Source organism: Kaistia soli DSM 19436, assembly GCF_900129325.1.
Taxonomy (GTDB): domain Bacteria; phylum Pseudomonadota; class Alphaproteobacteria; order Rhizobiales; family Kaistiaceae; genus Kaistia; species Kaistia soli.
On the sequence record NZ_FQUP01000001.1, the window covers coordinates 1432118 to 1455080 of the forward strand.

At 65.4% G+C, this 22963-nt stretch carries 23 protein-coding genes; 9 read left to right on the forward strand and 14 right to left on the reverse strand.

From position 1 onward, the window contains the following. Positions 1-14 precede the first annotated feature (14 nt). The gene (locus BUB39_RS07020) at positions 15-1244 is read left to right on the forward strand and encodes an SAM-dependent methyltransferase (RefSeq protein WP_073052845.1); all 1230 of its coding nucleotides are present in this window, start codon (positions 15-17) and stop codon (positions 1242-1244) included. A 56-nt stretch (positions 1245-1300) separates the two neighbouring features. On the opposite strand, the gene BUB39_RS07025 is transcribed toward BUB39_RS07020, so the two are convergent. The 5 genes from BUB39_RS07025 to BUB39_RS07045 form a co-directional block, all read right to left on the reverse strand. Next, positions 1301-2401, reverse strand: a complete 1101-nt coding sequence (locus BUB39_RS07025) for a DUF1513 domain-containing protein (protein WP_175561767.1) — start codon at positions 2399-2401, stop codon at positions 1301-1303. Position 2402: 1 nt separating this feature from the next. After that, complete coding sequence (locus BUB39_RS07030) at positions 2403-3542, reverse strand: imelysin family protein (RefSeq protein WP_073052223.1); 1140 nt, start codon at positions 3540-3542, stop codon at positions 2403-2405. Further along, complete coding sequence (locus BUB39_RS07035) at positions 3539-4750, reverse strand: di-heme oxidoredictase family protein (RefSeq protein ID WP_139251372.1); 1212 nt, start codon at positions 4748-4750, stop codon at positions 3539-3541. Before BUB39_RS07035 ends, BUB39_RS07030 begins: the two co-directional genes overlap by 4 nt. Continuing rightward, positions 4732-6189: a multicopper oxidase family protein gene (locus tag BUB39_RS07040; protein WP_073052225.1), complete on the reverse strand. Its 1458-nt coding sequence runs from the start codon at positions 6187-6189 to the stop codon at positions 4732-4734. Before BUB39_RS07040 ends, BUB39_RS07035 begins: the two co-directional genes overlap by 19 nt. A gap of 124 nt (positions 6190-6313) precedes the next feature. Further along, on the reverse strand, positions 6314-7591 hold the full coding sequence (locus BUB39_RS07045; RefSeq protein ID WP_175561769.1) for an imelysin family protein: 1278 nt from the start codon (positions 7589-7591) through the stop codon (positions 6314-6316). Between the two features lie 198 nt (positions 7592-7789). On the opposite strand from BUB39_RS07045, the gene BUB39_RS07050 reads away from it, so the two are divergent. From BUB39_RS07050 to BUB39_RS07065, 4 genes are read left to right on the forward strand one after another with little or no spacing between them, the layout of a single operon-like run. Then, positions 7790-8005: a hypothetical protein gene (locus BUB39_RS07050; RefSeq protein WP_073052227.1), complete on the forward strand. Its 216-nt coding sequence runs from the start codon at positions 7790-7792 to the stop codon at positions 8003-8005. A 1-nt stretch (position 8006) separates the two neighbouring features. Further along, positions 8007-8756: a metal ABC transporter ATP-binding protein gene (locus tag BUB39_RS07055; protein WP_073052228.1), complete on the forward strand. Its 750-nt coding sequence runs from the start codon at positions 8007-8009 to the stop codon at positions 8754-8756. Continuing rightward, positions 8753-9625, forward strand: coding sequence for a metal ABC transporter permease (locus BUB39_RS07060; protein ID WP_073052229.1), 873 nt, complete (start codon positions 8753-8755; stop codon positions 9623-9625). The genes BUB39_RS07055 and BUB39_RS07060 overlap by 4 nt, the downstream gene beginning before the upstream one ends. Before the next feature lie 27 nt (positions 9626-9652). Next, a complete protein-coding gene (locus BUB39_RS07065; protein ID WP_073052230.1) occupies positions 9653-10576 on the forward strand; it encodes a metal ABC transporter solute-binding protein, Zn/Mn family in 924 nt (307 codons plus the stop codon). A 27-nt stretch (positions 10577-10603) separates the two neighbouring features. Here the strand turns inward: BUB39_RS07065 and BUB39_RS07070 are convergent, their stop codons facing one another. Both BUB39_RS07070 and BUB39_RS07075 read right to left on the reverse strand, forming a co-directional pair. Further along, positions 10604-11521 (reverse strand): sugar kinase, encoded by a 918-nt coding sequence (locus tag BUB39_RS07070; RefSeq protein WP_073052231.1) that lies wholly within the window; start codon positions 11519-11521, stop codon positions 10604-10606. Positions 11522-11599: 78 nt separating this feature from the next. Then, the gene (locus BUB39_RS07075) at positions 11600-12478 is read right to left on the reverse strand and encodes an aldo/keto reductase family oxidoreductase (protein ID WP_073052232.1); all 879 of its coding nucleotides are present in this window, start codon (positions 12476-12478) and stop codon (positions 11600-11602) included. Positions 12479-12573: 95 nt separating this feature from the next. Here BUB39_RS07075 and BUB39_RS07080 point away from each other — a divergent pair, with 95 nt between their 5' ends. Then, complete coding sequence (locus BUB39_RS07080) at positions 12574-13488, forward strand: LysR family transcriptional regulator (protein ID WP_073052233.1); 915 nt, start codon at positions 12574-12576, stop codon at positions 13486-13488. A gap of 20 nt (positions 13489-13508) precedes the next feature. Here BUB39_RS07080 and BUB39_RS07085 read toward each other — a convergent pair whose 3' ends face one another. From BUB39_RS07085 to BUB39_RS25180, 6 genes are all read right to left on the reverse strand, one after another. Beyond that, positions 13509-14684: an iron-containing alcohol dehydrogenase gene (locus BUB39_RS07085; RefSeq protein WP_073052234.1), complete on the reverse strand. Its 1176-nt coding sequence runs from the start codon at positions 14682-14684 to the stop codon at positions 13509-13511. Positions 14685-14795: 111 nt separating this feature from the next. Next, entirely contained in the window at positions 14796-16199 is a 1404-nt protein-coding gene (locus tag BUB39_RS07090; protein WP_073052235.1) for an aldehyde dehydrogenase family protein, read from the reverse strand. A gap of 55 nt (positions 16200-16254) precedes the next feature. Then, a complete protein-coding gene (locus BUB39_RS07095; protein ID WP_073052236.1) occupies positions 16255-17619 on the reverse strand; it encodes a glutamine synthetase family protein in 1365 nt (454 codons plus the stop codon). 118 nt (positions 17620-17737) lie between these two features. Then, the gene (locus tag BUB39_RS07100) at positions 17738-19291 is read right to left on the reverse strand and encodes an amino acid permease (protein WP_073052237.1); all 1554 of its coding nucleotides are present in this window, start codon (positions 19289-19291) and stop codon (positions 17738-17740) included. A gap of 174 nt (positions 19292-19465) precedes the next feature. Continuing rightward, on the reverse strand, positions 19466-19879 hold the full coding sequence (locus BUB39_RS25175; RefSeq protein ID WP_175561770.1) for an N-formylglutamate amidohydrolase: 414 nt from the start codon (positions 19877-19879) through the stop codon (positions 19466-19468). Beyond that, positions 19863-20306, reverse strand: a complete 444-nt coding sequence (locus BUB39_RS25180; RefSeq protein WP_139251374.1) for an N-formylglutamate amidohydrolase — start codon at positions 20304-20306, stop codon at positions 19863-19865. The genes BUB39_RS25175 and BUB39_RS25180 overlap by 17 nt, the downstream gene beginning before the upstream one ends. 200 nt (positions 20307-20506) lie before the next feature. Here BUB39_RS25180 and BUB39_RS07110 point away from each other — a divergent pair, with 200 nt between their 5' ends. From BUB39_RS07110 to BUB39_RS07120, 3 genes are all read left to right on the forward strand, one after another. Then, on the forward strand, positions 20507-21349 hold the full coding sequence (locus BUB39_RS07110) for a MurR/RpiR family transcriptional regulator (RefSeq protein ID WP_073052238.1): 843 nt from the start codon (positions 20507-20509) through the stop codon (positions 21347-21349). Positions 21350-21534: 185 nt separating this feature from the next. Then, the gene (locus BUB39_RS07115) at positions 21535-22092 is read left to right on the forward strand and encodes a DUF4339 domain-containing protein (protein WP_244540170.1); all 558 of its coding nucleotides are present in this window, start codon (positions 21535-21537) and stop codon (positions 22090-22092) included. A 131-nt stretch (positions 22093-22223) separates the two neighbouring features. Further along, on the forward strand, positions 22224-22517 hold the full coding sequence (locus tag BUB39_RS07120) for a hypothetical protein (RefSeq protein ID WP_073052240.1): 294 nt from the start codon (positions 22224-22226) through the stop codon (positions 22515-22517). 5 nt (positions 22518-22522) lie between these two features. On the opposite strand, the gene BUB39_RS07125 is transcribed toward BUB39_RS07120, so the two are convergent. Next, on the reverse strand, positions 22523-22930 hold the full coding sequence (locus tag BUB39_RS07125) for a DUF4260 domain-containing protein (RefSeq protein WP_073052241.1): 408 nt from the start codon (positions 22928-22930) through the stop codon (positions 22523-22525). Positions 22931-22963: the final 33 nt, after the last annotated feature.

A 22963-nucleotide genomic window follows, 5' to 3' on the forward strand; every position in this document is an offset into this window, starting at 1 on the left:
TGGGGGATGTCCGGATGCGTTGGTTACCCAATCTGCTGTCGCGTTTCGTGCGGAACGGACGCCTGACGGTCATCTTCCATGACGGGTTCAGACAGAGCTTCGGCAGCGGCACCAACGGGCCTGATGTCACCATCCGCCTGGCGGACGCCAAGGTCGATCGCGAGATCTTTCTCAACCCGGAATTGAAGTCGGCCGAGGCCTACATGGACGGCCGGCTCGTCATCGAAGATGGCGGCAGCGTGTTCGATCTTCTGTCGCTCTTCTCGGTCAACCGAACCGGTCTCGCCGCCCATCCGCTGCAGAAGGCGCTGCGAAAGGCGTGGCGGGCGCTCAAGCGTCGCCATCAGAACAATGCGCTGGGCCTCGCGGCGAAGAACGCCAGCCATCACTACGACATTCCGACCGCCTTCTACCGACTGTGGCTCGACGAGGCGATGATCTATTCCTGCGCCTATTACACCGAGCCCGAGATCAGTCTTTCCAGGGCGCAGCAGGACAAGCTGCGCCATATCGCGGCCAAGCTGAAGCTCGAGCCGGGCATGGAAGTGGCCGAGATCGGCTCCGGCTGGGGCGCTCTTGCGATCTATCTGGCCAAGGTATGCGGCGCCCGCGTCACGGCGATCAATGTCTCGCCGGAGCAACTGGCTGAATCGCGACGCCTTGCCGAGGCCGCGGGTGTCGCGGACCGGATCACGTTCCGCGAGATCGACTATCGCGACCTCGACGGCCGGTTCGATCGCGTCGTCTCGATCGGCATGATGGAGCATGTTGGCGTCGGCCATTTCGATGCCTATTTCGGCAAGATCCGCAGCCTGCTGAAACCCGGCGGCTTTGCGCTCGTCCATGCGATCGGCCGCATGTCGCCGCCCGGCTCGACGGCGCCGTTCATCCGCAAATACATCTTCCCCGGCGGCTATGTGCCGGCGCTCAGTGAGGTCTTCGCGTCGCTGGAGCGCACAGGAGTGTGGTGCGCCGACTGCGAGAATCTGCGCCTGCATTACTACTGGACGATTCGGGACTGGCGGCGCGGCTATGAGGCGACGCGCGGTGAGGCGGTCGCCATGATGGGCGAGCGATTCTGCCGGATGTGGGACTTCTATCTCGCCTCGGTCGAGCTCGGCTTCCTCAATGGATCGAACTTCGTCTTCCAGCTCCTGCTCGCCAATGAGCGTGACGCGGTGCCGGTCATCCGCGACTATATCGTCGACGAGGAGCGGCGGCTCGCTTCTTCAAGCGTTGCGTGAAGTCGTTCGAGGATTGAGTCCGTTCTGCCGTGCAAGTCTTTGGCGCTGAATCACTTTCAGCCGAGATCGATGCGGCGCATGTGGTTGTCGAATTCCACCGCGCCGACCCGCGTGATCGGCTCGATTATCTCACCCGCGACATGCATCAGCCGGCCATCGCCGGCGCTGGCCAGGAAGCCCTCGCCGCTTGCGCCAGCAAGGCCGCAGCCATCGCGCAGCCGGTGGGCGGCATGCAGAGCCTTTCGCTCGGCGTCAAACACGAAGATCGTGCCGCCGATCGGCGAAGAGGCCGCGATCGCCGTGCCGTCGCGGCTGGCGACCACCGATCCGATATAGTTGCGCGCCAGCGGCGCGACAGCGTCGGGGAAAGGCAACAGCATCGCCTCGCCCTCGCCATCGATCCGGCCGACCAGCGGCGGACGGCGCCCCTTCTCACCCTCCCACTGACAGCCGAACCAGAGCGCGCCGCTGCCGTCGAAAGCCATGTGCCGCGTCGAGAGCTGGTTGAGGCCGGCGTCGAGCTGCGTCTCACCTATCAAGTCGCCAGTAGCGCTGTCGATGCGGACGATTGAGGGCCGCATATCCGCGACATTGAGCTTCTGGCGACCGAATTCCGGATGCGTCTCGATGCCGCCATTGGCGACAACGAGGGTCTGTCCATCTGGCGCCATGAGGATTTCATGCGAATCCATCCCATGCGTCTCGAACTCGCCGATGCGGCGAAAGTCGCCGGACACGTCATAGACGCCGACCACGCCGCGCGGTTGTTCGGTAGTGAAGACGTTCTCCGTTGCGTAGAGTATATGGCCGTCGGCCGAGAAGGCACCGTGACCGAAGAAGTGATGACCCTCGGGCGGGCGAATGGTGGCGAGCGGAGAAAGGCTTCGCCCGTCGACGATGACGGCGAAATAGCCAGGACGACGCGCGAAGACAGCGACGCGGCCGCCGGCTTTGTCGACGGCGATGTCATGGCCGCGGCCGGCAAGTGGCATGCGCCCGATCTCCGTGCCGCGCTCGTCGATGAGCAGCAGTGCATGCTGGCGCGGGCCAACGCGGACCGAGCTCAGATAGACCGCGCGCTCGGCAACGCCGATCGCCGTCTCGAAGCCGAGGACGGCGGCAAGCCCTTCGCGCATCCGGTGAAACAGCGCCGCCATTTCAGTCGCCGTCGAGTGCATTGAAGCCAGGCGAGATGCCGGCCTCGGAGGGGAAACGGAAGCTGTACAAGTCCTCCAGCGTCTTCAGCGCATCGAAGGCGTCGCGCAGATGCTTGTAGTTCGCCGCATCGGCAAAGGCTTGCTGCCAAGTGGCGCTCGCGGCGAGGCCGGCGCGATAGGCGGCGAAACCGGCGCTGCTCTCGGCGCCAAGCTTTGGCGCTTCGGTCGGCGTCAGGCTGAAGAGGTCGGATGTCCGTGCAATGTCCTCGATCGCCGCGCCCGAGGCGGCGAGATAGGCGAGCGCATTGCCCGAGGCCACGAAGGCGGCGCGGTTAGGCTTCGCGGCAGCGAAGTTCTCGCCGAGAGCCGGCAGCATGCGCTGGTCGCGGATCTGCAGCAGCCCGGTCGTGATGGCCTTCAGGATTTCGATGACCGGCTCCTCGGAGTCGCGATAGACGATGTTGCTGCCGCCGGGCTGTTCCATCAGAGCCTGCCAGCCGCCGGTCTTCGTCCAGCCATCCAGCGTATTATGCGCGATGGTATCGAGATTGCCGGCGATCGCCGCGGCGAGGCTCCATCGATAGGCGCGGGTCTCGCTGTCGCTGTCGGCCGCGAAAATGAGGCTTTCGAGCGCAGGCAAGCCTTGGACGGCAGCGGAGAGCTTCGCGACAGCGCCCGGCGCGAGCTGAGCCGGATCCGGCGTCGCCAGCATGCGGCGGAGCTGGCGGGCGCCGGTGCCGTGCCGATCCGGATAATAGGAGAACTTCTCCAGCCGGCCTTCCTCAGCCATGGGGCCGAAGCGCAAGAAGTCGACCTTTGCGAATGCGGCGACAACGGCCGCGAAGGCCGCGCGGGTGGCTTCGTCCGGGGCGCCCGGGGCTGTCGGCGCAACAGCATTGACCGCTGTGACAAGCTTCGACGTTGCCGCGGCGAGATCCTGGTATGCGGGAAGGATATAGCCTTCGACGGCGCGCTTGGTGACGGCATCGAGCGCTGCCGGCGTCAACGGCGGCGGCGTGACAGCGACCACCGGCGGCTCAGGCCCGAGGTCCTGAGGCTCGCCGGACGCGGCTGCGAAGGCCTTCCGCGCTAGCAGCGCCAGCGGGGAAAGCAGCAGGAACCTCTTGGTAATCGCGATCATAGTCTATCCAGGAAAGAGAGCAGCCGCATGCGGTCTTCGGCTGTTAATGCATTATAATTGGCACGGGCGCGTGACGCCTCGCCGCCATGGGCGCGTATCGCTGCATCGATCGTGCCGGCGCGTCCGTCGTGAAGATAGCGTGTCTCGGTGCCACGGCGAAGGGCAAGCGCGATCAGCGGTGCCGTGCGCCATTCCGAAGATCGGACGCCAGGCTCGCCGACGCCGTCATCGAGAGCCGGGCCCATGTCATGCAGCAAAAGATCGCTGTAGAGCGCCACCGTGCCCCCGCCGGTGCGTGGCAGCGACGGGACATGGCAGGCCGCGCAGCCGGTGGCGGTGAACAGCGCCAGATCGGGGTCGTCTTCCGGCGGGGAGGTGGGCGCTTTGAGCCCATCGAGATAGGCTGCGACGAGTTGGACCATCTGTTGCGAGATCTCCTCGCCATCAAAGCTCGCGTCGCGTCCGTCCGGAGCCTTGAGGCAGGCTGTCTCGGCCGCCGTGCAGTCGCCCGAGGGATGAGGGCTGAGGGGGCTGGACATGCCGATATCGAGCATGAACGCATCCGCGACCTGCTGGTCGAGTGTCGCCGCCGACGCTTTCCAACCATAGCGACCGATCGAGCCATCGGCGAGGCGGCGGGCGCGGCCGAAAATGCCGTCGCCATCGCGATCGTCGGGGTCTTCGCGCTGGAGGATCGCGGCCTCGTCGACCATGCCGATACGCCCGATGCCGGCTAGCGGCGGGGCGAGGCGCGGACCAAGCCGGGTGGCCGGCGCAAGCGGCCCGAAGGCCGGCGCGAAGGCGACTGCCATCGGCAGGCCGTCACGCACTGTGTATGTCACCGTACCCTCGCTCTGAAGGCCCGGGACGGAACGCGGCTGGATCTGCCGGCCATAAATGGGATCGGCCAGACCCTCGGCGTCGCCAAGCCGCGTTGCAAGGCCCCGCGCGGTGACGACGCCATCCGCCGTCGCTGTCACGCGCGCCGAGAAGGCCTTGCCGGAATGGCAGGTGATGCAGCCCTTCTCGTTGAACAGTGGCCCGAGCCCGTCATTGGCGAGCGTTGAAGATGGGGCGGCGACCCATTGGCGGTCGAACAGCGCCTTGCCCATCGCGCGCTCCAGCCCGTCGGCCAGCGCAAAGCCGGGCAGCACGAGCAGCGCGACCAGAAGCAGGCGGCGGCGCATGGTCAGGCGACCTCGAACCACGCCATCATCCCGGTCTCCTGATGCTCGATGATATGGCAATGCATCATCCAGCGGCCGGGATTGTCGGCGACGAAGGCGACCTCGATCGTCTCTTCGGGCAGCAGCAGCACGGTATCGGCAAAATGCGGCGGCAGCGTCCGCTTGCTGGACCGCAGCACCGTGAAGCTGTGGCCATGCACATGGATCGGATGCATGCGCGGGGTGACGTTCTTCAGCGTGCAGCGATAAGTCGTGCCGCGCGCCAGCCTGACAATCGGCGGGGGCAGTTTGTCCATGCCGGAGCCGGGCCAGGACTGCTTGTTGATTGCCCAGAGGCTTGCCGCCGACAGGCAGAGCGGCCCGAGCGGTCCGCCATCATCTCCTGCCGCTTCCGCGACGGCCGCCCCGGTCGCCGTCGCTGAGAAGGTAAAAAGCTGGTTCTGCGCCGCGCCGAGATCAGGCGGCGCAATGCGGGCGGCCGCCAGCGGAGCCGGGTCGAACGGCTTGGTGCGAACCGCGGGGCCGCGCGCGACAAGCCGCGCCAGGGGCACGGGTGCGGCGGCGAAATAGTCGTACATCGTCACGCTCCCGCCATCGGAAGGCGTGCGGAGCACGACATCGATCCGCATCGCCGGGCCCATCTTCCAAGAGCGTAGTGGGAAGGGCGGGCAGGCGAGCCCATCGATGGCGACGACCGCCGCGTCGGCACCGTCGAAGCCGATTTCGGATATGCGGGTCGGGTCGACATTCAGGACGCGGAGCCGCACATCGGCCGATGCGGGAACCTCGATATCGGGATTGCTGGCACCATTGACGCTGCGTACCGTGCCGAACGTGCCCGACTTGCCGGCACCTTCCATGGTGAGGAACGGCAGGAAGCCGGATCGGTCGGGCGTAAGCCGCCAGTCGCGCACGGCGAGAATCCGCTCCGCGTCATAGGGCTCGGTCTCGTCGCCCTCGATGATCAAGAGGCCCATGAGGCCACGACCGAGCTGCTCGACGGTGTTGCAATGGGTGTGGAAGAAGAATGTGCCAGGGTCGGGTGGCACGAAGGAATAGTCGTAGCTCGCGCCCGGTTCGACGGGCTGCTGCACCAGGTAGGGCACGCCATCCTGATCGTTCGGCAGGCGGATGCCATGCCAGTGGATGGATACATGCTCGCCCGGCCGGGTGAGACCATTGACGAGATGCGTGTCGAGCCGCTGGCCGAGCTTGAGGCGAACGATAGGCGGTGTGGCCTGATTGGCGAAGGTCCAGAGCGGGAGCGCGTGACCGTCAGAGCAGGGGAGGGCCAGCTGGCGCTCCGCGGCGGTGAGGTCGAGGCGGACGATCGTCTCGGGGCCGGGCGGCAGCGGCGCAGGCAAGGCTCGGGAAAATGCCGGCGCTGCGTCGGGGCGGCCGAACAATCCAGCGCCGGCCATCGCGGCGGCACCGGCGAGAACCGAGCGGCGGGAGAGCATCTCTTGTGTCCGCTTTCTCAATCCGGCCGCCGGAGGCGGCGGCCGGAACTGTCTCTAGGCTCGGAGGCTGCGCCCGTCCATGCGGCGTCTCGCCGTGGCGGGCGCAGTGCGCCTCTCGTGTGGCCTATTTCGCAACGGCGTCGGGATTGTCGAGGCTGTCCGACCCTTCGACCTTGACCTCGACGCCGAGCAGCGCGACGACCGATTCCAGGGCCCGTGTCTGAGCGACCAAGCCGTCGATGGCGTCCTGGACGATCTTGTTGCCCTTGTCGTTGCCGGCCGCGATCATCTGGTCATAGGCCATTTCGCCGGAATCGGCGGTCGCCTTCAGAACCCCCATCTTCGCCATTGCATCGGCCATGGCGTCGTCGACGCGCTTGGCAGCGTCGGGGTTCTTCGCCGCGACGAGGTCCCGCAGGCTTGCGCCCTCGACCAGCGTGCCGTCCGGCCGGGTGTAGCGCGCGTTCCAGATCGTGACGATGCCGACCTCGTCGAAGAAGTGGCTGTTATGCGTGTTGTCGGAGAAGCAATCATGCTCTTCTTCGGGATCATGCAGCAGCAGGCCGAGCTTCATGCGCTCGCCGGCGAGCTCGCCATAAGAGAGCGAGCCGATGCCGGTCAGGATCGTCGCAAGACCGCCATCCGGACCCTTGGGGTCCAGTTCCTTGCGGGCGGAACCATCGGGCTTCCAGGCGTCGACCGCTTTCTGCAGGTCGCCAACCAGCATGTCCGTCGCAACGCGCAGATAGTCTGCACGGCGATCGCAGTTGCCATGTGTGCACTGCTTGAGATCGAAGTCGGTGGCGGGACGATTGCCGGCGCCAGGTCCCGTGCCATTGAGATCCTGGCCCCAGAGCAGGAATTCGATGGCGTGATAGCCGGTGGCGACATTGGCCTCGACATCGCCGGCGCCCTGCAGCTTCTGCAGCAGTTCTGGCGTGATCGTCGAGGCATCGACCTTGTCCGGGCCGATCTGGATCTGCTTGTTCGCGATCACATCCGCCGCATAGAGCGGATTGGCGTCGGAGGTTTCGCCGTAGGTCTTGGCGTCGACATAGTCGATCAGGCCTTCGTCGAGCGGCCAGGCGTTCACGGCGCCATCGAGATCATCCGACGCGGTGTTGGCGAAGCGATAGCCTTCCGCCTGCATATAGGCAGGCCGTGAGGCCTTCCAGGCATCGCGGGCAAGGGCCAGCGTCGCCGGGGTCGGATTGGCGATCAGCACGCCGACAGCGGCGCGGAGCGCCTCCGCACCGTCGAGCGAGTCCTGATATTTGGCCTCGGCTATGTCGGCATAGGTCTTCAGCACCGCCTGAGGCGTCGGCGCGTCGGCTGCGAAAGCCGGCGTTGCCGCGGCAATCGCCGCAGCCGCGCAGGCGGCGAGAAGAAGCTTTCCGATCATCAGTCCCGTCTCCATGGAGTGGCCGCCACGCGGCCCGGTGCAGGTTTCGCCTTGCTGACCTTCGAAGTCAAGAATATCCAACTGATTGAAATTATTCCAATTCCAGACTTCAGCGCCGTGCGGCGAAATGGGGCTTGCCTGAAATGCAATGATATAACATAACATGTCGCAATAGACGCGAGAGCGGAGCCTCAGGCCGTGTCGATTGACAGCAACACCGTGATTGTCCCTGGCCCCATGAAGGCCGTTGCGGATCATGGCCACGATCATGCCCATCATCATGCGCAGGCGCATGACAGCCCTGCCGTCGCGAAACCCTTCTCGCCCTTTCTGGCCTCGGTGCTCGACAGGCTCGGGCTCGCCGTCGTCTTCGCCGGGCTTGTTTGGATCGGCGTCTTCTGGGCAGTGCGTTGATATGACGGCCTCACCGTCGATTCATTGTCGCGACCTGACGCTGTCCTATCGGCGCCATCCGGCGGTTCATCACCTCACCGGCACGTTTGCGCCGGGTTCGTTCACGGCCATTGTCGGTCCGAACGGTGCCGGCAAGTCGACGCTGCTCAAGGGTATCGTCGGATTGGTCCGGCCGGATGGCGGGACCATCGAGGTTACCGGCGCGCGCCGCAGCGACATCGCCTATCTGCCGCAGCAGGCGGCGCTCGATCGCGGCTTTCCGATGCGGGTGCTCGATCTGGCCGCGATGGGCCTCTGGCGCCGCACCGGGCCGTTCCGGCGCATCGGTGCCGCACTGCTTGGCGAGGTCGAGGCGGCGCTCGATGCCGTCGGTCTCTCCGGCTTTGAAGATCGCATGGTCGGCAGCCTTTCCGGCGGCCAGTTCCAGCGCGCGCTGTTTGCCCGGCTGCTGCTCCAGGATGCACGGCTGATCCTACTGGACGAGCCTTTCGCTGCCATCGACGCACGGACGGCGGACGCGCTGCTTGGATTGGTCGGCCGCTGGCATGGCGAGGGCCGGACCATCATTGCGGTCCTGCATGATTTTCATGCCGTGCGGCAGCACATCCCCGAGACCTTGCTGATCGCACGCGATCCGATTGCCTGGGGACCGACGTCCGAGGTGATGACCGAAGCCAATATCGCCCGCTCGCGGGGTCTGGACGAGGCATTCGACACCGATGCCGAGCTTTGCGAGCGTCCGGCAGCATGACCACCTTCAATCTGCTTGTGGCGCCGTTCCTCGAGTTCGGCTTCATGCGGCGTGCGCTGATCGGCTGCCTGGCCCTGTCGCTTTCCGGCGCGCCGATCGGCGTGTTCCTGGTCCTTCGCCGCATGAGCCTGATGGGCGATGTGATGTCGCATGCCATCTTGCCCGGCGCAGCCGTCGGTTTCCTGCTTTCAGGCTTCTCGCTGTTCGCGATGACGCTTGGCGGGGTGGTCGCCGGCCTCGCGGTGGCGCTGGCGGCGGGGTTCATCTCGCGCACCACGCCGCTGAAGGAGGATGCGAGCTTCGCCTCCTTCTATCTCGTCTCGCTTGGCCTCGGCGTGCTGATCGTCTCGCTGAAGGGCTCGAATGTCGACCTCCTGCATGTGTTGTTCGGCAATGTGCTCGCACTCGACGATCCGGCGATCTATCTCATCGCTTCGATCGCGACGGTGACGTTCCTGGCCTTCGCGGTCGTCTACCGCCTGCTGGTGGCCGAGTGCTTCGATCCGGGCTTTCTGCGCAGCGTCGGCGGCGCCGGCGGCGCCGTACATTTCCTGTTCCTGGTGCTGGTCGTGCTCAATCTCGTCGGCGGCTTCAATGCGCTTGGCACGCTGATGGTGGTCGGGCTCATCATCCTGCCGGCTGCCTCCAGCCGCTTCTGGAGCGAGTCGATCGGTGGCCAGATCATCGCGGCCGCGCTGATCGCGGTGGTCTCATCCTATGTCGGACTGGTGGTTTCCTATCACGTCGCCGTGCCGACCTCGCCCGCCATCATCCTGACGGCCGGCGCTATCCATGCGCTGTCGCTGCTGCTCGGCCGGCACGGCAGTTTCCTGAGACAGATGCTGCGGGCGCAGCATTTGAGGGGCTGATTTCTCGTTCCTGTAACGGAGCTATCCATGCGGATTACCAAAGTCCTCCTCGCCGCAGCGCTTGCGGCAGGGCTCTCCAGTTCTGCCTTTGCCGCCGACAAGCTGAAGGTCCTGGCGAGCTTCTCGGTTCTCGGCGATCTCGCCGCGGAAGTCGGCGGCGACCATGTCGATGTCACGACGCTGGTCGGGCCGAATGGCGATGCCCACACGTTCGAGCCGAGCCCGCAGAACGCCAAGGCACTCGGCGAAGCGGCCGTCCTTGTCGAGAACGGGCTTGGGCTGGAGCATTGGATGCAGCGCCTTGTCGCCGCCTCCAGCTTCAAGGGCGAGACCGTGATTGCGTCGAAGGGCGTAACGCCGCGGCTCTGGCAGGGCGACGCCGACGAAGCCGAGGAACTCGAGAAGAACACCGACGGCAAGGCGATCGATCCCCATGCCTGGCAGGACCCGCGCAACGGCATCCTCTACGTCAACAATATCGTCGCCGGCTTCTCCGCCGCCGACCCCCCGCATGCCAGCGACTACCGGCGCAATGGCGATGCCCTCAACGAACAGCTGACCACCATCCACGACCGGCTGGCTGCCGAGTTCGGCAAGCTGCCGGAGGCCCGACGCCGGATCGTTACGAGTCACGATGCCTTCGGCTATTTCGGCGCCGCCTATGACATCCAGTTCATTGCGCCGGAGGGTCTCTCGACCGAGGCTGACGTCTCTGCTGCCGACGTCGCCAAGATCATCCGTCAAGTGAAGAACGAGAATATCCAGGCGATCTTCGTCGAGAACATCACCGATCCGCGCCTCATCAGCCAGATCGCGCGCGAAAGCGGCGTAAAGGTCGGGGGCGAATTGTTCTCTGACGCGCTTTCGCCAGTGGACGGGCCGGCCCCGACCTATGTGAAGATGTTCCTGAACAATGAGAGCCAGCTGCTCACCGCGATGAGCGGCAGCTAGCCCTGAGGCTCGCGGCGCGCCGGACCCTCAGCGCGCCGCGAGCGCGGCCTCCACAGCGGCGCGGCGCGGCATCGGCGCCACAGCGCCGTAGCCCTCCGTGGCAAGACCCGCCGCCGCATTGGCATAGATCGCGGCGGCAAACGGATCGCCATGGGCGAGGTATTCAGCAAGGAAAGCGCCGTCGAACGTATCGCCGGCGCCTGTCGCGTCGAGCGGATGGACAGGCATCGGGGCAATGTGTTGCCGACGCTCGGCGGTGGCCACCAGTGCACCAGCACTGCCTTGCGTCACGATGGCGATCCGCGCGCCGTGCGCGAGATAGAAGTCAGCGACCTTGCCGGGATCAGTGAGCCCCGTCAGCGCCGTTGCGTCCTCGATGCTCGTCTTCACGATATGGGCAAGGCTTGCCGCAGCATGGATGACCGCGCGGGCGCGGTCGATCGGCCAGAGCCGGCTTCGGAGATTGGTGTCGTAGGACACGAGGCCGCCCGCCGCGCGGATCGTATGCATCGCCAGGAACACCGCATCGGCGGCGGCGGCCGAGATCGCCTGGCTGATTCCCGACGCATGCAGGATGCGCGCGCCGCGAATATAGTCGAGCGGCAGTTCAGATGGCGCGAGCAGGCTCGCGGCCGAACCAGTCCGGCGATAGGTGAACTCATGGCCGTCAGGCCCATGCGTCACGAAATAAAGCCCGGTCGGTGCATGAGGATCGCGCTTCACCGCGCTCGCATCAACGCCTTCCGTCATCCAGAGATCGAGGAAGGACTGCCCGAAGCTGTCCGTGCCGATGGCGGTCAGCATTCCGACCGAAGCTTGCTGCCGCGCGGCGGCGATGGCGGCGTTCGACGCGTCGCCGCCATGGCCCGGATGAAACACGCTTTCGCCCTTCGGCTGGTTCAGCTCGAACATCGGCTCGCCGATGCAGATGATATCCGGGGTCACGCGGTTCTCCTCCCTGAAGGCCGCGCATTTTTGAAGCCTTGTGCGCCGTCATGCAAGCGCGTGACGGCGCGAAGCGCATCAGTGGGCCGGCGCGGCTCCAATACCGTCCAGAACCGCCAGGACCTCGGGTGACAAGGCGATGTCGCCTGCAGCAAGGTTTTCAGCCAGATGGGCCGTCGACGAGGTGCCGGGGATCAGCAGGATGTTCGGCGAGCGATGCAGCAGCCACGCGAGAGCGATCTGCATCGGCGTCGCGCCGAGGGCCGAGGCGACTTCGGTCAACGCCGATGATTGCAGCGGCGAGAAGCCGCCAAGCGGGAAGAACGGCACATAGGCAATGCCCTCGGCGGCAAGCTCATCGATCAAGGCGTCGTCGCCGCGATGCGCGAGGTTGTACTGGTTCTGGACGCAGACGATGTCTGTGATCGCCCGCGCCGTTGCAACCTGCGCCGACGTCGCGTTGCTGATACCGATATGGCGGATCAGGCCGCGCCCCTTCATGTCGGCGAGCGCCTCGACAGTTGCCTCGATGGGGCCCTCTGCCGGTCCGTGCGTATCAAACATCAGGCGCAGATTGACGACCTCCAAAACGTCGAGGCCGAGATTGGCGAGGTTCTCGTGAACCTGTTGCTCGAGCTCGGCCGGCGACGCGGCCACATTCCATGACGCATCCTCGCCGCGCCGTGCGCCAATCTTGGTCACGATGGCGAGCGCGTCGGGGTAGGGATGCAGTGCTTCGCGGATGAGACGATTGGTGACATGCGGGCCGTAGATGTCCGCGGTGTCGATGTGGTCGACGCCACTCTCCACGGCCGCGCGCAGCACGGCCAGGGCGGCGTTATGGTCGCGTGGTGGTCCGAAGACCCCAGGCCCGGCGAGTTGCATGGCGCCGTAGCCGATGCGCTTCACCGTGCGGTCGCCGAGGGGATAGGTGGATTGGATGCCGGTCGCGGCCATGCTGCGATCTCCTTGATGTGCAGGCCATAGCTAGGACCTATTCAACTGCACGATAACGGGTCATTATCGGCACGGGCTGTACGGCATGGCGAACAATGAAGACTGATCTCGGTGATCTCTCGGCTGTTCTGGCGGTCGCCCGTTCCGGCGGTTTTCGCGGCGCCGCGAAGACACTGGGCGCCAGTCCGTCCGGCGTCAGCGAGGCCGTGCGGCGGGTGGAGGACGGGCTTGGCATGCGGCTCTTCCATCGCACAACGCGGAGCGTTGTGCCGACTGAGGCCGGGCGGCGGCTGCTCGAGCGGCTGCACCCGGCGCTTGTCGAGGTCGAGGCGGCCCTTGACGCGGTCAACAGCCTGCGCGACCGGCCAGCGGGTCCGCTGCGGCTCAATGTTCCCTTTAGTGCTTCGCGACTCGTGCTGCCGTCGATCGTGGCACCATTCCTCGCCGCCTATCCCGATATCAGGCTCGATATCGTCGCTGAGGATGCCTATGTCGATCTCGTCGCCGTCGGATGCGATGCCGGCATCCGCTATGACGAGCGGCTGCCGCAGGACATGATTGCGGTCCCAATCGGCCCGCGCCGCCAGCGCTTTGCCTGCGCAGCATCACCGGCTTATCTCGATCAATATGGCCGTCCCAGCCATCCGCAGGATCTTCTTACTCATCGCTGCATAACCGCCCGTATGGCGAGTGGTGCGCAGCATGACTGGGAGTTTGAGCGCGATGGGAAAATCGAGCAGATCCGCGTGAGCGGTCCCCTCGTGATCCAGCCGGGCGCCGCATTCGATCTGGCGATCGAATCCGCGGCGAGGGGGCTCGGCGTCGTCGCGATTTTCGAGGACTGGCTCCGGCCCTATTTCGAGAGCGGTGCTCTTGAACCGGTCCTTGAAGACTGGTGGCAGGAGTTCTCCGGGCCGTTTCTTTACTATCCGGGGCGCCGCCTGGTTCCGGCGCCCCTTCGTGTCTTCATCGACTTCATCAAGACTGCCGCTCTAATGGAGGCAGGCTGAGCGTTGCCGTTGGCGCCCGCCTAGACCGTCCCTTCGATCGCGCGGCGAAACAGCGTTTCGTATTCTTTTTGGCCGATTGCGATCGGATTTCCACCGTTTGAAGGGTCGTGCTCGGCCATTCGCGCCGCATCCGGCAGGACGCTCTCGTCGACGCCGATCTCCTTCAGCGTGTGCGGAATGCCGAGCTCGGCGCGGAGCGCCAGCACCCAGTCGATCACGCTCGTCGCGGACTGGCCGGGCAGGTCGAGATAACGGGCGAGGGCGGCGAGCTTGTCGCTGATCACCGGCGCGTTGAAGGCGAGGACATATGGCATCACGACGGCGTTGGTCAGCCCGTGATGCGTGCCGCGCAGGCTCGAGCAGGGATGGCTCATGGCATGCATGGCGCCGAGGCCCTTCTGGAAGGCGACGGCGCCCATCGAAGAGGCGATCAGCATATAGGAGCGTGCGTCGAGCCGGCTGCCATCCTTGACCGCGATTGGCAGCCAATCCTTGACGAGGCGCATGCCTTCGAGCGCGATGCCAGCGGACTGGGGATGGAAGAACGGGCTCGACCAGGCTTCGAGCGAATGGCTGAGCGCATCCATGCCGGTCCAGGCCGTGATCTTCGGCGGCAGGCCGAGCGTCAGTTCGGGATCCTCGATCACGATCTTCGGCTGCATCTTCGGATGGAAGATGATCTTCTTGGTATGGTCGGCCGGATCGGTGATCACCGCGGCGCGGCCAACCTCCGAGCCGGTGCCGGCGGTGGTCGGCACGGCGACGATCGGCGCGATGCCGTTCGGATCGGCGCGCGTCCACCAGTCCTCGCGATCCTCGAAATCCCAGACTGGCCGCGTCTGGCCGGCCATGAACGCGATCGTCTTGCCGATATCCATGCCGGAGCCGCCGCCAAAGGCGATGACCCCGTCATGGCCGCCGGCACGATAGGCGACTAGGCCGTCATCGAGATTGGCGAGCGTCGGGTTGCCGTCGACTCTGGAGAACACCGTGTAGGGGACGCCGGCCGCATCGAGCACGCCGAGCGCCTTGGCAACGACCGGCAGCGTGACGAGGCCAGGATCGGTGACGAAGAGCGGCGAGGTGATGCCAGCTGCCTTCACAGCGTCGGCCAATTCCCCGATCCGCCCCGCTCCGAAGCGGATGGCCGTCGGATAGGACCAGTTGGCGGTCAGCGAGGCATATTGGTCGAGCATGGTGGGTCCTCAGGGTCTCTGTCGGCTGCTGTCACGACGCTCCGTGACTGCCTGTTCCTCTCCGTCGCCCCGGCAAGGCCGGGAGGACGACATTCATTCGGTGTCCGGGCCTCAGCTCGTCTTCGTCCTGAGATGGAATGCCTTGGGCCGTGTCAAATGCTCGTAGCCGACACGCGAGAGCGTGGCGCCACGGCCGGTCTGCTTGACGCCGACCCAGGGCAGGGCCGGATCGAGGAAGTCGCAGCGGTTCATGTAGACGGTGCCGGTTTCGATGCGGTCGCCGATGCTCTCGGCCGCCTCGACATCCTCGGTCCAGATCGCGGCGGTGAGGCCGAAGGGCGAGTCGTTCATGAGGCCGATCGCCTCTTCGTCCGACGAGACCTTCATGATGCCGAAGGCCGGCCCGAAGGTTTCCTCGGTCATGAAGCGCATCGAGTGATCGACGCCGACGAGCACCTGCGGCGCGAGATAGGCCGTGCCTTCCGATGCTTCGGGGAAGCGGGCGGCGTCGATCAGGGGCTTCGCGCCGGCATGCACCGCCTCGTCGATCTGCGCCTTGATGAAGCGGGCGGCTTCCGCGCGCACCACCGGGCCCAGCGTCGTTGCGGGATCGGTGGGGCTGCCGAGCTTGTAGGCGTTGACGGTCGCGACCACGCCCTCGACGAAGGCGTCATAGACGCTCTCATGAACGTAGACGCGTTCCATGGCGCAGCAGGACTGGCCCGAATTGAAGAACCCGCCATCGACGATGTTCTCGATCGCGAAGGGAAGGTTCACGTCCGGCCGGACATAGGCCGGGTCCTTGCCGCCGAGTTCCAGCGTCGTCGCCGGGAAGTTCGGGGCGCCGGCGACGGAAGCCATGATATGGCGCCCGCCCGCCGTCGAGCCGGTGAAGCCGACTTGGTCGACGAGGCCGGAGCGGATGACCTTGTCAGTCACCTCATGCGACATATTCACATACTGGAACACATCCGGCCACAGGCCGGCCTTGGCGAAGGCCGAGGCGAAATGCTCGGCGACGAGGGCGGTCTGGCTCGAATGCTTCATCACGACGGTGTTGCCGGCGAGGATCGCTGGCAACACGGCGTTGAGAGCCGTCATATAGGGGAAGTTCCAGGCCGGCAGGTTGAGGCAGACGCCGAGTGGCTCGCGGCGAATATAGCGCTTGAAGCCTTCCTTGGGGCCGACGTCGATATCGGCGAGCGTCGCTGGCGCGATCTCAATCATGTAGCGCGCGCGCTCCTCGAAGCCGCGCATCTCGCCATGGCCATAGCGGATCGGCCGGCCCATCTGCCAGGCGAGCAACTCGGCGACCTTGTCCTTCTCAGCGACCATCGCGTCGACGAAGGCGGTGGCGATCTTCTGCCGTTCGGCCATGCTCGCGCTGCGCCAGCTACGCTGCGCCGCCTTTGCGCGCTCAAGCGCTGCAAGCACCTCGCCTTCACTGGCGAGCGGCCGCTCGGCATAGATGGAGCCGTCAACGGGCGTAACGATCTTTAGGACGGGGGCGTTCATGATGAGCCTCGATCAGGTCGTGTCGCCGAGCATGTGTCGGCGCGGGTGGCGGCAATCAATACCTCTCGAAGCCGCGCTGCAACTCCCAGTCCGTGACGCGGCGGTCATATTCGAACTGCTCCCAGCGGCCGGTGTGGAGATAGTGCTCCACAACCGCATCGCCGAGCACCGCGCGCAGCATCGCCGAGCCGTCGAGCGCCGAGAGGGCATCGCGCAATGTCTTCGGCACTTCGCGGACGCCGGCCGCGCCATAAGCGTCGCCCGAGAATTCGGCCTCCAGCGTCAGTTTTTCGTCCATGCCGGCAAGGCCTGCGGCGATCAAACCGGCAAAGGCGAGATAGGGGTTCAAATCCGCGCCGCCGATACGGCATTCGGTACGGATCGACTTGCCTTCGCCAACGACGCGGAAGCCAGCCGTCCGGTTGTCGATCGACCAGACCGCCTTGGTCGGCGCGAAGGTGCCGACCTGGAAGCGTTTGTAGGAATTGATGTAGGGCGCGAGGAAATAGGTCAGTTCGCTCGCATGGGTCAGGTGGCCCGCCAGCCACGACTTCATGGTTGCGGACATGCCGAGCGGGTCCTTCGCGTCCATGAAGAGCGGCTTCTTCGCCTTGGCGTCCCAGAGCGAGGAATGGATATGCGACGAGGATCCCGCGAGGTCGTAGCGCCATTTCGCCATGAAGGTGACAGCGCGATTCTGGAGATGGGCGATCTCCTTGATGCCGTTCTTCATGATGACGTGCTGGTCCGCCATTTCCAGCGCCTCGGCATAGCGGACATTCACCTCTTCCTGGCCGGGTCCCCACTCGCCCTTGGAGTTCTCGACCGGAATGCCCGCGCCCATCAGGCCGTTGCGGATCGCCCGCAGCAGCGGTTCGTTCTTGGTAGTCTGGAGGATATTGTAGTCTTCGATGTAGTTGCCCATCGTTTTCAGGTCGCGCCAGCGCTTGTCGCTCGCGCCCTCGAAGGTCTCGTCGAAGACATAGAATTCGAGTTCCGAGGCGAAGAAGGCGGACATGCCGCGTTCGGACAGCCGTTTCAGCTGCGCCTTCAGCATGGCGCGCGGACTGTGTGCCAGGTCCTCGCCATGGTGGTCGCAGACATCGGCGAGCATCAGCGCGGTGCCTTCGAGCCAGGGAATGCGGCGCAGCGACGAGACGACGGGCTTCAGCACGAAGTCGCCATAGCCCTTTTCCCAGCTCGCCGCCTGGTAGCCGGGCACCGGCTCCATGTCGATGTCGACGGTGAGCAGGTAGTTGCAGGCATGAGTTTCATGCAGCGCGCTGTCGAGGAAGAAGGCGCCGGTGAAGCGTTTGCCGATCAGCCGGCCCTGCATGTCGGGGAAGGCAACGATCACGGTGTCGATCGTTCCGTTGGCGATCGCCGCCTCGAGTTCCTTCAGCGTCATGTTTCCAGCCATCGGCGTTTTTCCTTGCGTGTCGGATGCTTGCTTCGGGGCGTCCGTGTCCGCAAAGGGGGGGACGGCGAAGCGCTTAAGCGGGAGGGGCGGACCCCTCCCGCATTGGGTGGAAGCTGGGTCAGCCTTCGCCAACGGCCTTTTCAGCCGCGGCGATGGCCGACTTACGCTTGGCGATGACGTCGCCGATCGGCGGCCCCTGGAAGCGGCGGCTTTCGAAGACGAACCAGACGATTGCGGCCAGCACGAGGAAGCCGATGGTGATGTAGAGCGCCCAGTCGTTCGGCGGTTGGATGCCGATGATGAAGATCAGGACCATCGAGATGATCGAGAGAACGGCAAACACCGAATAGAGCCCGCGCCCGACATTCCACGGTCCCATCTTCGGCCATTTCGACGAGCCATAGGCGAAGAGGCCGAGCACGATCGGGATGACGAAGGAGAAGAACAGGAAGATGACCGTGCAGGAGACGACGATCGAATAGGCCGAGGCGCCGGCGATCGTGATCACCGAGGTGAACCACACGAACAGTACCGCGAGGGTCGCACCAGTCCAGATGGCCGCCACCGGCGTGCGGAATTTTGGGCTGACCTTCGACAGGGCCTTGGACGCCGGAAGGCCGCCATCCCGCGAGAAGGCGAAGATCATGCGCGAGACCGAGGTGACCGTCGCGAGGCCGCAGAGGAATTGCGAGACGAAGATCGCCAGATAGAGGATGATCTTCACGGTCGGGTTTACCTGGGCATCCATGGCCCAGAAGAACACGTTCCAGCCCTGCTTCGCCGCATCGTCCATGTTCGGGATCATCAGCACGAACGAGCAGAGCATGATGTAGCCGAACAGCGCCGACCACACGACCGACATGATCATGCCGCGCGGCACCGCATGGGCCGCCTTCACCGTCTCTTCCGAAGTGTGGGCCGAAGCGTCATAGCCGGTGATCGTATAGATCGGCAGCAACAGGCCGAGCAGGAACACCCACCATTCCGACACCTGCGGCCAGACATTGCCGCCGGCCTCGCCCGAATAATTCGAGAAGGTGAAGAGCCGCGCGAAGTCATAGCTCGGCGCCGCGACGAGGCAGACGATCGCCAGCACGAGTGCCGTCACGAAAATGAGATAGCCAGAGAAATCCGTCAGCTTCGCCGTGAGGCCGATGCCCATATGGTTGATGACGGCCTGCAGGCCGGTCAGCACCACGAGGAACAGCACACGGTTGGTGATCGTGTCTTCCCAGCCGATCATCGGCCCGAAGGCGCCGAAGAAGAAATAGTAGGTGCCGACATTGATCGCGCCGAGAACGGTAACGAGGCCGAGCAGATTGAACCAGGCCGTCAGCCAGCCCGTGAAGCGATTGCCGAGGATCGAACCCCAGTGATAGAGGCCGCCGGCCGTCGGATAGGCCGAGGAGATCTGTGCCATCGCCAGGGCGAAGACGCCGGAGATCAGGCAGCCGAGCGGCCAGCCAATGCCGATTGCCGCGCCGCCGGCACCGGAGGTTGCCTGGGCGAGCGAATTGATGCCGCCCGAGAGAATGCAGATGATGGAGAAGGAGATCGCGAAGTTGGAGAAGCGGCTCATTCGCCGCTCCAGTTCCTGCGCATATCCCATGGAATGGAGGACGTGGATGTCCGCCTTCTTGTCCTGCTCGCTGTAGCCTTCGCGTACGCTCATGCCATGCTCCCCTCGCTGACCTGGGCTGATCCGGCCCTGCCCGGATCGCCGCCAGGCGATGCCCCTGCTCAACTGTTCCCGCCGCCGTTGCCGGCGTCGTCGTTGCGGCGGTCCCTGGTCTTGGCGCCAGTGGGTACCGCCGCATCCGGCCTGGCTCAGGGCCCGGCCAATCCCCTATGCCTCTTCCGCGCCGCGTGGCACCTCGATGCCGAGACTGAGTGCGCTCGTGGCCAGCGCGTCGCCGAGACGCTTCGTCCAGCCGTCGATGCCGGCACTCGTCCGCAGCAGATCGTTGCGCACCTCGATCATCACATGCGGCAGGCCGCGATCCCGGCCGTGCCGGCGGATTGTGTAGTCGACATTGTCTTTCGCCGAATAGGGCTCGTTGTCGCCGACGGTCAGCGCCGGATCGGCTCCGAGAGCCGCCAGCATCGGCTCGGTGAGGCTGCGATCATCCGACTGGATGATGCCGACATGCCAGGGCCGCGCGACGTCGCGATAGATGGGCGTGAAGGAATGCAGCGTCACGAGGATGGTTGGCCGACCGGCGATGCGCCGCGCGTCCATCATCTCATCGATCGCCCGCATGGAACGGCGCCCAGACGGCATCAATGCGGCGCGCGCGATCCGCCGTGGAGAGCGCGACATTGCCGGGGATCGCCGTCGTTTCGGAGAGCGGCGTAATCGCATCGGCAAGCTCAGGCGCGCGATTGCAGTCGATGACGAGCCGCGAATAGGCCTGAAGCACCGCTGCGCCGCCGAAGCGGCGGGCCAGGCCGCGCGTTATCAGCGCCGCACCGGGATCCCAGGCGATATGGCGTTCAAACGCTTCTGCCGGGAGGCCGAGATCGACAAGGGTGCGCGGAACGCGATTGCTGGCATGCTCGCAGACGAAGACGAAGGGATCGGCCTCAGCGGCGATGACCTCGACGGCGGCAGGCTCGCCCGCGCCGATCAATGACGCGTCGAGGTCGCGCCGTTCCATCGCCACACCAGGGGTCGAAGGGCTCGACATGCTGCCTGAGGCTCCGCAGAAGGGGTGCCGGCCGACAGCCGACGCTTTGACTTATCGATTGGCTGAACGATACGTTACAGCAGCGGCCGATTGCGTCAATTCTGAAATGAAGGCGTCAACTGCCTCCGGAATCGGCAGCGGCGATCGAATGCAGCAGGGCACGGAATGAAGAGCGGGTTGCGCGGCGCAGGTGCAGTGAAATGAGCGACAGCAGCGCTTCGATCGCAGAGCGTCTCCGGCGCGATCTCGGGCGGATGACGCCGAACGAGAAGCGCGCGGCGCAGCGGCTCCTCGCCGACTTCCCGATGGCCGGGCTCGATTCAGCGGCCCGCTTCGGCGAGGCATCGGGGGTCAGCGCGCCGACCGTGTTGCGGATGATCGCCAAGCTCGGCTTCCCAAGCTACGGCGCGTTCCAGGACGAGTTGAAGGCCGAACTGGCAGCGCGGCGGGCAACCCCGCTCACCAAGGGCCTGCAGCGCTACGCCGACGATCCGCTGGCGGCCTTTGCCGCCGCCTCGGTCGACAATCTCCGCGCCACGGCCGCCAATGTGCCGCGTGACGAGTTCGCGGCGGTGGCAGCGCTTTTGTCCGATCCACGGCGTTCCGTGCATCTTCTCGGCGGCCGCTTCACCGATCCGATCGCCGATTATATGGCGGTTCATCTGCGCGTGCTCCGCCCTGATGTTCGGCGGGTGACGGGACAGCCGGCCACCTGGCTCGACCAACTGCTCGACATCCAGAAGCGGGCCGTGGTCGTGCTGTTCGATATCCGCCGCTATTCGGCCGATCTTGCCGATTTCGCCGAGCGGGCGGCGGCCCGCGGCGCCAGCGTCGTCCTCGTCACCGACCAGTGGCTCTCGCCGATCTCGAAGGTGGCGCGCCATGTGCTCCCCGCCCATGTCGCCGCACCCTCCGTCTGGGATTCCGGCGCTGGCCTGATGCTGATCGCAGAGGCCCTTCTCTCCGCCGTCGCCACCGCGCGCGGCGCCGAGGGCCGCGCCCGCCTGGAGGCGTTGGAAACGATCCGGCGAGAGGGAGATTGACGGCTTTGCAGCAGTCGTAGGGTTGTCCTGATCCCACGATCACAGCTTGACCGTTGCTGGAGCGCGGGCTTAGCTTTCGCGTACAGGTTGTCGAGCGTCGGGGGGCGGTCGTGGAAGACGGTTCGGGGGGAATGCCAAGGCCCGCGTCCAGCGCGGGCGTGGCCGGGACTTTGCCGCGGCATCCCTTGGACGGGGAATGGTATGTCCATGCCGAGGGCCAGACCTATGGTCCGTTTACGGGGCACGAACTCGCCGACTTCGTTCGGGATGGCAGGCTGACGCCAACGACGGATGTGGTGCGGGTCGGGTCCGAGGATTGGACGGCAGCTTCGGAGGATAAGGTCCTGGTCAGGCTGTTTCCGCCCGCAACGCGGCCCCAGACCGCACGCGATCTCCCGCCAGAGCGCGGGCCTGTCACCGCCGCGAGCGGCGCTACCGTAGTTCAGGTCACCAATACATTCGCGGCTCCGGAGCAGCCGCGACCGGTCGTGCTGCACGCGGGTGATGCCAAGCCGAAATCGGCTGGAACGGCGCTGGTCCTGTCGATTTTGATCGTGGGCGCGGGGCAAATGTATAATGGCCAGGTGGGCAAGGGTTTCGGCATGCTGATCCTGTGCGTCGCGCTCTGGTTCGTTGCGCTCGGCTGGATCATCAACATCTGGTCGTGGATCGATGCCTATAAGACGGCCAAGGCGATGAACGAACGCTACATCCGTCTGGTGGCTGCAGGTGCCATCATTTGAGCGAGCAGCCTCTCTCCCAAGAGCCGGTGCCCCAGCGAAACCTGCCGCCGCGTGTGGTCAGTTATCCAGTTGATCCTGTCGCCAGTGCCTATCGCGATTTTCGTTCAAGGGGCCGGCTGGGGCGACTGCGGATGAGCACCGTCGCATGGCTTCTCGCGGTGATACCGCTCCTGCTCGGCCCGCCGGTCGCTGCCTTGGCGATGGGCGTCGCTCAATGGTCCAAGTCAGGACAAGGAAAAGGGCCGTCCGAGACCTGGCGAACCATCATGCTGGTGGCGCTGCTCAATATCGTGCTGAGCCTTGTCTTCTGGCGGTTCGCGCTCGACGAGGCGGGCAGCGTCCTGCCGGGTTTCGCACATTGGATCCGCGCTCTGCTCGGCCTACCGGGGCAGGGGCATGCGGGCGTCATCGCTATCGAAGCCTGACGGCGTCATGCCGCGCGTTTCCCCTTTGATCCAAGATGCGTGTCGCCGAAAGCGGTGCCGTATTTGAGGCCGTAGCCGAGCAGGCGGTCGAAGCCGATATGGGCGGCGAGGATCACGGCGCTGTCGATGGCCCAGTTCAGGTCGAAGAGGTAGCCGGCGGCGCCGAGGGCGAAAGCGGTGAGGGTCGTATGGACCGCGTTATAGAGGGCCGCGCCAATCCGATTGCCAGCGAGATAACCGAGCATGGCGAGGTCGGGCGCGAAGAAGATCGCTGCAAAGAGCGCCCAGTTTCCGCCGAGATGGCTGTAGGCGGCGAGGCTGACGGCAAGCACCGCCGCGCCTTCGGCTTGCAGCAAGCGGCGCGGCACGCCGGCGACGGCCGGGCTTGTTGACGGTTCCGTGGTGATGGACATTTCGAACTCCGGTGAAGCTGGTGATGCACCATC